At 64.8% G+C, this 8831-nt stretch carries 10 protein-coding genes; 6 read left to right on the top strand and 4 right to left on the bottom strand.

What is annotated here, in order from left to right:
* Nucleotides 1–1179: M20/M25/M40 family metallo-hydrolase (locus ABWP50_RS05985; RefSeq protein WP_353217082.1), on the top strand; the 1179-nt coding region annotated here is incomplete at its 5' end.
* Nucleotides 1180–1182: 3 nt separating this feature from the next.
* On the opposite strand, the gene ABWP50_RS05980 is transcribed toward ABWP50_RS05985, so the two are convergent.
* Both ABWP50_RS05980 and fsa read right to left on the bottom strand, forming a co-directional pair.
* Complete coding sequence (locus tag ABWP50_RS05980) at nucleotides 1183–2103, bottom strand: tyrosine recombinase XerC (protein ID WP_502950989.1); 921 nt, start codon at nucleotides 2101–2103, stop codon at nucleotides 1183–1185.
* 10 nt (nucleotides 2104–2113) lie between these two features.
* A complete protein-coding gene (gene fsa, locus ABWP50_RS05975; RefSeq protein WP_353217081.1) occupies nucleotides 2114–2767 on the bottom strand; it encodes a fructose-6-phosphate aldolase in 654 nt (217 codons plus the stop codon).
* 124 nt (nucleotides 2768–2891) lie between these two features.
* Here fsa and ABWP50_RS05970 point away from each other — a divergent pair, with 124 nt between their 5' ends.
* Nucleotides 2892–3593: an NlpC/P60 family protein gene (locus ABWP50_RS05970; protein WP_353217080.1), complete on the top strand. Its 702-nt coding sequence runs from the start codon at nucleotides 2892–2894 to the stop codon at nucleotides 3591–3593.
* A gap of 18 nt (nucleotides 3594–3611) precedes the next feature.
* Here ABWP50_RS05970 and ABWP50_RS05965 read toward each other — a convergent pair whose 3' ends face one another.
* Entirely contained in the window at nucleotides 3612–5339 is a 1728-nt protein-coding gene (locus tag ABWP50_RS05965) for a class I adenylate-forming enzyme family protein (RefSeq protein ID WP_353217079.1), read from the bottom strand.
* A gap of 322 nt (nucleotides 5340–5661) precedes the next feature.
* On the opposite strand from ABWP50_RS05965, the gene ABWP50_RS05960 reads away from it, so the two are divergent.
* Genes ABWP50_RS05960 through ABWP50_RS05945 form a run of 4 tightly spaced genes read left to right on the top strand, consistent with a single transcriptional unit; the run spans nucleotide 5662 to nucleotide 8253 of the window.
* Nucleotides 5662–7122 (top strand): coniferyl aldehyde dehydrogenase, encoded by a 1461-nt coding sequence (locus ABWP50_RS05960; protein WP_353217078.1) that lies wholly within the window; start codon nucleotides 5662–5664, stop codon nucleotides 7120–7122.
* Nucleotides 7119–7526 (top strand): GFA family protein, encoded by a 408-nt coding sequence (locus ABWP50_RS05955; RefSeq protein ID WP_502950988.1) that lies wholly within the window; start codon nucleotides 7119–7121, stop codon nucleotides 7524–7526. The genes ABWP50_RS05960 and ABWP50_RS05955 overlap by 4 nt, the downstream gene beginning before the upstream one ends.
* A 41-nt stretch (nucleotides 7527–7567) precedes the next feature.
* Nucleotides 7568–7825, top strand: coding sequence for a type II toxin-antitoxin system Phd/YefM family antitoxin (locus ABWP50_RS05950; RefSeq protein WP_353217077.1), 258 nt, complete (start codon nucleotides 7568–7570; stop codon nucleotides 7823–7825).
* A complete protein-coding gene (locus tag ABWP50_RS05945) occupies nucleotides 7822–8253 on the top strand; it encodes a type II toxin-antitoxin system VapC family toxin (RefSeq protein WP_353217076.1) in 432 nt (143 codons plus the stop codon). Before ABWP50_RS05950 ends, ABWP50_RS05945 begins: the two co-directional genes overlap by 4 nt.
* Before the next feature lie 17 nt (nucleotides 8254–8270).
* Here ABWP50_RS05945 and ABWP50_RS05940 read toward each other — a convergent pair.
* Nucleotides 8271–8831, bottom strand: a 561-nt coding sequence (locus ABWP50_RS05940) for a glutathione S-transferase family protein (protein ID WP_353217075.1), incomplete at its 5' end; no start/stop codon positions are given.

Here is an 8831-nt window from a genome sequence, read left to right as displayed (position 1 = left end):
GACATTGATGTGGCCGAAATGGCCGGCACCGCCACATTCCACATGGTGTGGCGCGCGGCCAAACCCGCCGCCAAGCCGCTGGCGCTCACCGGGCATCTTGATGTGGTGGAGGCCAATCCAGCCGATTGGACGCGCGATCCGTTCATGGCAATCGAGGATGGCGGCTATATTTTTGGCCGCGGCGTGCATGACAACAAATTCGATATCGCCATAATGCTGGCCGCCCTGAGCAAGCTGAAGGCCGCCGGCTTCAAGCCAAAGCGCGACATTCACTTGTTCCTGTCGGGCGACGAGGAAACCGACGGCATCACCAGCGCCGCGCAGGCGAAGCAAGCCCAGGCGCTGGGCATCGAATTGATGCTGAACAGCGATGGCGGCGGCGGCGGGCTGGACAGCGCCGGCACACCCTATTTCTACAAGCTGCAAGCCGCCGAAAAATCCTATGCCGATTTCACCCTGACCATCACCGATCCCGGCGGCCACAGCAGCACGCCGGGCGCCAGCAATGCCATCGCGCGCATGGGCCTGGTGGCAGCACGCATCGCCGGCCACCGCTGGCCGGCGCAGGCCAGCGACATCACCCGCGCGGCACTGGCCGACGCCGGGCGGCGGCGCAAGGATGCACTGGGGGAGGCGATGCTGCGCTTTGCAGCCGATCCCACCGACAGCGCAGCGGCGGCCACGCTGCGCGGCAATCCGGGCACCATCGGCCAGATTGCCACCACCTGCGTGCCCACCATGACCAGCGGCGGACACGCCCCCAACGCGCTGCCGCAAAAAGTGACGCTCACGGTCAACTGCCGCATCTTTCCGGGCACCAGCATTGCGCAGGTGCAAACCGAGCTGGCCCGCATCGCCGAAGACCCGGGCATCAGCTTTGCCACTGGCGTCGATTGGCCGGTGACGCCGCCATCCCCGCTGCGCGCCGATGTGACGGCGGCGGTGCAAGCGGCGGTTTCGGCACGCGCGCCGGGGCTGACGGCAACGCCGGGCATGGACGCCGGCGCCACCGACAGCGTGTTCTGGCGCGCGCTCGGCATCCCGTCCTATGGTGTGTCCAGCCTGTTCATGCGCAGCGAAGATGTGTTCGCCCACGGCCTCAATGAACGCATCCCCACCAACGCCATCGCGCCGGCGCTGGTGCATTGGGATATCATCTTGCGCCGCATGGCGGGGTAAACGTCAGGCGCGCGGGTGCGCCGCGGCCCAGGCGTCCAGCAGCTGCGCACTGTCAACGCTGGTGTAGATTTGCGTGGACGACAGGCTGGCGTGGCCCAGCAGCTCCTGCAATTGCCGCAGATCAGCGCCGCGCGCCAGCAAATGCGTGGCAAAGCTGTGGCGCAGCGCATGCGGGCTGGCACTGGCCGGCAGGCCCAGCACGCCGCGCGCCGCCTGCACGGCGCGGCGCACCGTCCCGGCATCCAGCGCGCCGCCGCGCAGGCCCCGAAACAGCGCCTCGCCGGGCACAAGCGCAAACGGACAGGCCGCCGCATAGGCCAGCACGGCATCGCGCACCTGCGGCAGCACCGGCACCACCCGCGTCTTGTTGCGCTTGCCGGTGACCATCAGGCGGTCACCCAGCGGCAGTACCGCGCCAGTCAGCGCCAGCGCCTCGCCGATGCGCAGACCGGCGCCATAAAGCAACAGCAGCACGGCGGTATCGCGCGCCGCCAGCCACGGCTGCGCAGCGGCATCGGCCACCACAGCCACCAGATCGCGCACGTCGGGCGCGGCCACGGCGCGCGGCAAACGGCGCGGCTGGCGGGGGGCCTTCAGGGCGGCAATGGCATCGCAGGCCAGGCCTTCGCTGCGCCGCAGCCAGCCGAGCAGACCGCGCAGCGCCGACACGTCGCGCGCCAGCGACGTGGCCGCCAGGCCTTCGCTGCGCCGGCTGGACAGAAAGCCTCGCAAATCAGCCACTTGCAGGCTGGCCAGCTGCGCGCCGACCACGCCGCCGCCCAGATGGCCGCTCAGGAAATCGTCAAAGCGGTCCAGCGTCAGGCCATAGGCACGCAGCGTGTGCGGCGACAGGCGGCGCTGATCGCCGCACACCGCCAGATAGCGTGCGGTCAGGCTGGCCAGCGGCTCGCCGGCCGGGCTCACCGCTCAGCTATCACAGGATCGATTGCCCGGTCTTGGCCCAATCCGCCATGAACGCCGCCAGCCCCTTTTCCGTAAGCGCATGGCCGGCAAGCTGCTTGATGATCGCCGGCGGCATGGTGGCAACATCGGCGCCGATGCGCGCCGCGGCCAGCACATGCACCGGGCTGCGCACGCTGGCGACCAGGATTTCGGTTTTGAAATCATAATTGTCGTAAATGGTGCGGATATCCTGGATCAGCTCCATCCCGTCATGGCCGATATCATCGAGCCGGCCGACGAACGGCGAGACAAACGTCGCGCCGGCCTTGGCCGCCAGCAGCGCCTGGTTGGCCGAAAAACACAAGGTCACGTTGGTTTTCACGCCTTCGCTGGTCAGGGCCTTGCAGGTTTTCAGGCCGTCCAGCGTCAGCGGCAGCTTGATGCAGATATTGGGCGCCAACGCGCGCAGAACCGTCGCTTCACGCATCATCGTGGCATGATCGAGCGCCACCACTTCAGCCGACACCGGGCCATCGACGATGCCGCAGATTTCCTTGACGACCTCAAGGAAATTGCGCCCGGATTTGGCAATCAGGCTGGGATTGGTGGTGACGCCGTCAAGCAGGCCGGTTGCGGCCAGATCAGCGATTTCGGCAACATCGGCGGTATCGGCAAAAAACTTCATGGCTTGGCCTCGTTGGTCAGGATAGATTTCGATTCGCGAAGATCAATAACGCAAGCGCACCCGCTATCCTATCGGCCTGCGCTACGATAACATGCCCACAGTAACGTCGGGGGAGTTTTTGGACATGACCACACTCGAACTGCAAAAAGCGTTGAAAGCCAAAGGCTTTGATCCCGGCGGCATCGATGGCGCCATGGGCCGCAACACCATCGCAGCCATTCGCGGCTTCCAGGCTGCCAATGGGCTGGCAGTTGATGGCATCGCCGGGCCAGACACCATCGCCAAGCTTGCTGCCGGCAACCTGCCCCCAGCGGCCAATCTATCGTCCAACCTGTCGATGCCATGGTTCACCGAAGCGCAGCGCGCGATCGGCATCACCGAAGACACTGGCCCCGGATCGAACCCGCTCATCATCGGCTGGGCGAAGCGGCTGCGCATCGATTATGGAGACGATGAGGTATCGTGGTGCGGGTTGTTCGTGGCGCATTGCATCGGCCTGACCATGCCGGCCGAGACCCTGCCGACCAACGCGCTGGGCGCACGCAGCTGGGGCAGCTTTGGCGTCGATTGCACGCCGCAGCCGGGCGCGGTGATGACCTTCTGGCGCGAAAGCCTGCAGGGCTGGAAAGGCCATGTCGGTTTCTACGTTGGTGAGGACAAGAATAATTTCCATATCCTGGGCGGCAATCAGGGCAATGCGGTGAACGTGTCGCGCTATCCGCGCGCACGCTTCCTGAAATCACGCTGGCCCAAAGGCGCGCCGGCGCCAACCGGCACCGGGCAGCAGATGCTGGCCGATGGCAGGCTGGCACCAATCAACGATTGAGCAGCCGGCGGGCGTGGTTCAGCCCGCCAGCTGCTTTTTCAGCTCGGTTTTCAAGATCTTGCCATTGGCGTTGCGCGGCAGCGGCTCATCGGAAAAATGCACCGCCACCGGCACCTTGAACGCGGCCTGCCGCGCCGCCACAAAGGCGCGCAGTTCGGCCTCAGTCACGTTGGCCCCGGCCTTGAGGGTGACGAACGCCACTGGTTCTTCCCCCAATTGCTTGTGCGGCCGCCCCACCAGCGCAGCGTCCATCACGGCGGGGTGTTCGTACAGCGCGCTTTCCACTTCGACGCAGTAGATATTCTCGCCGCCGCGGATCAGCATGTCCTTGGCGCGATCGATGATGAAGCAAAAACCCTCCTCGTCGATGCGGCCCAGATCGCCGGTGCGCACCCAGCCATCGATGAAGGTGGCTGCCGTCGCTTCGGGCTTGTTCCAGTAGAGCTTCACGACATTGGGGCCAAAGCCGTAGATTTCGCCAACCTCGTTTGGCCCCAGCAGCTTGCCATCGGCATCGCGCACCTGCAGGTCGCACACCGGAACGGGAGGCCCGCAGCTGTCCGGTCGGTTTTCATAATCCTCGGCCATGTGGTGGGTGAAGGTAGCGCTGGTTTCGGTCATGCCCCAGCCGTTGCCGGGCTTGGCCTTGAACTGGCTGGCAATCTGGCGAACCAGCTCGGGCGCCGATGGCGCGCCGCCGTAGCTGACTGATTCCAGGCTGGACAGGTCATATTTGGCGCGGTCCGGATGCTCGAGGATCTGCCAGGCGATGGTGGGCACGCCGCCAGCCGAGCTGCAACGTTCGCGCTCGATCAGGGTCATGGCCTCGACCACATCCCATTTGCGCATCAGCACCAGCTTCACGCCGCCAACCAGCGCGGGATTGAGCACGGCATGGCAGCCGGTGGCGTGGAAGAACGGCACCGACAGCAAAGTGGCCTTCTGCGGCGCTTGCGCATCGGCGACCGGCGGTTGTTCGCCCCGCCGCAAAAAGCTGCGCGCCGCGCTGGCGGCGCTGGCCATGATGTTGCAGCAGATATTGCGGTGCGTGCCCAATGCGCCCTTGGGCTTGCCGGTGGTGCCGCTGGTGTAGAAAATCGTCGCGTCGTCTTCGGGTTGCAGCGCCAACGCATCGGCTGGAATGGCGCGATCAGGCAAGCTGGCCCAGGTCATCGGCCGGCCAATCGTGCTTTCCAGCCGCACGGCGCGCGGATCGCCCAGCTCCATCTCGCTGGCCCGCGTCACATAGATTTTTTCCAGATCGGTGCAGGCCGGCAGATGCTCGGCGATGCGGTTGTAGCGTTCGGCATCGATCATCAGCATCTTGGTGCCGCTGTCGGTCAGGCCATATTCCAGCTCGCCGCCGGTCCACCAGGCATTGAGCGGCGTGACGATGGCGCCGCACAGGCTGGCCGCATAAAAGGCGACCGGCCATTCCGGCAGGTTGCGCATCACCACTGCCACCCGGTCACCCTTTTGCAGGCCATCGGCGCGCAATTGCGCCGCCAGTGCCAGCGTGGCCCGGGCGAAGGCTTCGTAACTGACCCGGTCATCGTCCAGCACCATGAAGATTTTCTCCCCGTGGGCGCGGCCGGCGGCAAAGCAATGCGCGAGGCTGGGCGGGGCGTTTTTCCACACCCGCGTCGGCCGGCCCTGAATGGAAACGGTTTCCATTTCCAGCGCCTGCCCCGGCGCCGTGAGCAGCGCGTGGGCATCGGCAATCGACAGTGCAGGCCAGCTGGACATCAGCAATCTTCCCCATAATCTTGTGTGTGTTTCACGCACGATGCCGCAAACTTCTGCTCCCCGCCAGCCTGTCAGTTGGGAGCGGCCCGCTGCCGTGCGGGGGCGACCGCCGCTGTCCTACACGGCCTGTCGATGGCATGGTGCGGCCATCTGCAAGACCGCCCGTTCCGATCCGAACAACCGGACTCACGCGCGTAAGAAAGTGTAACCTTCGTTACCTACAGCCGCGCCGCCAATCGTGCCGGCGTCGGCGTTCAATAGGGTGCTTGGCGAGTGCGGCTTCCCGGCCTAGATTGCGCGCCAACCAATAAGGAAACCGACAATGGCCACGATTGCGAAGACCGACGAGTGGAATGCCCGCGATGCCGCCAACATGCGCAGCATCCTGGATGCCCAGCGCGCCAGCTTTACGGCCGAACTGCCGGTCACTGCCGCCGCCCGCAAGGATCGCCTGAACCGCGCGCTGGATGTGGTGCTGGCCAACAAGGATCGGTTTGCCGCCGCAATGAGCGAGGATTTCGGCCACCGCTCCACCGAACTCAGCATGGTCACTGACATCATGTCGTCGATCAAGCCGATCAAGCATGCCCTCAAGCATCTCGATGCCTGGATGCGCCCCGAAAAGCGCAAGCTCGATTTCCCGCTCGGCCTGCTCGGTGCCCGGGCGCGGGTGGAATGGCAGCCCAAGGGCGTGATCGGCATCCTGAGCCCATGGAATTTCCCGGTGAACCTCACCTTCGCGCCGCTCGCCGGCGTGCTGGCGGCCGGCAACCGCGCGATGATCAAGCCGTCGGAATATACGCCGGTCACCTCCGCCCTGATGAAGGAAGTGCTGGAAGCCGTCTTTGACCAAAGCGAAATCGCCGTGATCACCGGCGGGCCGGACGTGGGCAAGGCCTTTACCGAATTGCCGTTCGATCACATCATCTTCACCGGCGCCACCAGCGTGGCCAGGCACGTGATGGCAGCGGCGGCGAAGAATCTCGTGCCACTCACGCTTGAACTGGGCGGCAAATCGCCGACCATCATCAGCCGCAGCGCCGATGTGGCAGCGGCCACCGAACGCGTGGCGATGGGCAAATTGATGAACGCCGGCCAGATCTGCCTGGCGCCCGATTATCTGCTGGTGCCCGAAGAAAAGGAAGGCGAGATCGTCGCCGGCCTGAAAGCAGCCACCGCCAAGATGTACCCCACCATGCTGGCCAACCCGGATTACACCAGCGTGCTGGGCGCCCGCCACCGCGAACGACTGGAAGCGCACGTGGCCGACGCCCGCGCCAAGGGCGCCAATGTCGAAGTGGTGAACCCGGCAAACGAGGATTTTTCCAAGCAGAACACCAACAAGATGCCGCTGCACATCATCCGCGGCGCCACCGACGAGATGACGGTGATGCAGGAGGAAATCTTCGGGCCGCTGCTGCCGGTGCGCAGCTACAAGACGGTGGACGGCGCGATTGACGAGATCAACCGCCGTGACCGGCCATTGGGCCTCTACTGGTTCGGGCAGGACGCCGCCGAGCAGCGCCGCGTGCTCGATCGCACGATATCGGGCGGCGTGACCGTCAACGACGTGGTGTTCCATGTGTCCGCCGAAGATCTGCCGTTCGGCGGCATCGGCCCGGCCGGCATGGGCAATTACCACGGCCACGATGGCTTCAAGGAATTCAGCCATCCCAAGGCCATCTACAGCCAGCCCAAGATCGATCTGGCCGGGCTGGCCGGGTTCAAGCCGCCCTATGGTGCGAAAACCGCCAAGGCGCTGGCGCGGGAACTGAAGCGGTGACGCCAGACGGCTATTGCCTGTGCGGCGTGGTGCACGTGCACCTTGCCGCACAGCCAGCAGCGGTCAACATGTGCCACTGCGCCGATTGCCAGCGCCGCAGCGGATCACCATTCGGCATGGCCGTGTGGCTGATGGAAACGGATGTGACCATAATTGGCGAAACCCGCGCCTTCGTGCATGTCAGCGACAAGGGCCGCGAACTCACCAACCGCTTCTGCCCGAATTGCGGCAGTACGATCTGCTTCACCGCCGCGATCAACCCCGGCCTGATCGCCATCCCGGCCGGCCTGTTCGCCGATCCAAACACGCCGCCACCGATGCGCAGCGTGTTCGAAGAACGCCGCCACCCCTGGGTCGCCATTCCCGATGGCGCCGTGCGCTTGACCCGAGGCCGGGACGGTTAGCCAGCTTGCCAGTTGGACCAACTTGGTCTAAGTTTTTCCACATGGATATCAACATTGCCCAGGCCAAGCCCCGCCTTTCCGAGCTGGTGGAGCGCGCCGAGAGCGGCGAGACCGTCCGCATTTCCCGCCGCGGCAAGCCAGTGGTGGAGCTTCGTGTGATCGCGCCGTCCGATGCGCCACAGCCATTTGATTGGAATGCACTGACGGTTCTGGTCTCGGAGCAGAAGATGTGGACCCCACCGCCTGGCTACGAAGATATGAGCTTCGTTGAGTATTTGCGCCGCACGGATCAGCTTTGATCTATCTGGACGCTTCGATCCTTGTATCCGCGTTGACGCGCGAAACACAGTCAGAGCAGGTCAGGGCGTGGCTCAATTCGAACACCGGCCGTCAGGTTCATATGAGTGGCTGGACGTTGCTTGAAGCGACCTGCGCATTGTCACGCAAGCGACGCAGGATTGATCTCACGGAGGCCCAATATCAGATGACCCTGCAGTTGTTGGAGGCGGTAAGCAGCCTGAACTGGAGGCTGGTTGCAGCCGTCTCGTCAGACTTTGTCATGGCGCGCAACTGGGTCAGTCGAGCCGAATTGTCCCTGCGCAGTGGCGACGCGTTGCATCTCGCAATCGCTGGCCGCATCGGCCTCACACTTGTCACGCTTGATCGCGGGATGGCAAAGGTTGCTGGCCAACTTGGCATCGCATTTGCCAACCCCCTGCTGGACTGAGCGGCCCTCACCGCACGTCACATTGGCGGCTGGGTGGCCTGAAAAGCCGGCGTAACCAGCAACCGGTCAACCAGTGCCGCCAGCGCCGTATTATGCGCGCGCCAATCCAGATCGGGGAAGCGAAAGCTCAGATAATCACAGGCCACCGCGATGCAGATATCGCCAAAGCCGCTGCCGCCCACGCGGGTGTTCATCACGGCAAGCGCGCGTTCGATGGCGCGATACTGCCGGTCCACCCACGGGCCAGAGGTGATGCCCTGCGCCATGTTGAACCGCAGGATGATCGCTGCATCCAGCACGCCATCGGCCAGCGCCTCCGTGCTGCGCGCCTGCCAGTGATCGGTGCCAGCGATTGGCAGCAGCGATTGCGCCGGCACCAAGGCCAGCAAATAGGCGGCAATCACTGGCGAATCGATGATGGCGCTGCCGCCCATACTGCCATCGTCCAGCACCAGCGCCGGCACCTTGCCCAGCGGATTGGCGCTGAGCAGGGAGGCCGGATCGGTCATCGGCGCGGTGTCTTCCACCGGCAGCGTCAGGCCAAGTTCGTGGGCGATCACCCGCAATTTGCGGGCATA

This window comes from Sandarakinorhabdus sp., from assembly GCF_040398645.1.
GTDB lineage: Bacteria > Pseudomonadota > Alphaproteobacteria > Sphingomonadales > Sphingomonadaceae > Sandarakinorhabdus.
The sequence above is the reverse complement of the archived record's forward strand: the minus strand, read 5'-3'. Positions and strand labels throughout refer to the sequence as shown.

Excerpts from the sequence above, each read along its gene's own strand:
- ABWP50_RS05950 (WP_353217077.1), top strand. The coding sequence starts at position 7,568 with ATGGATATCAACATTGCCCAGGCCAAGCCCCGCCTTTCCGAGCTGGTG.
- ABWP50_RS05970 (WP_353217080.1), top strand. The coding sequence starts at position 2,892 with ATGACCACACTCGAACTGCAAAAAGCGTTGAAAGCCAAAGGCTTTGAT.
- ABWP50_RS05960 (WP_353217078.1), top strand. The coding sequence starts at position 5,662 with ATGGCCACGATTGCGAAGACCGACGAGTGGAATGCCCGCGATGCCGCC.
- fsa (WP_353217081.1), bottom strand. The coding sequence starts at position 2,767 with ATGAAGTTTTTTGCCGATACCGCCGATGTTGCCGAAATCGCTGATCTG.
- ABWP50_RS05965 (WP_353217079.1), bottom strand. The coding sequence starts at position 5,339 with ATGTCCAGCTGGCCTGCACTGTCGATTGCCGATGCCCACGCGCTGCTC.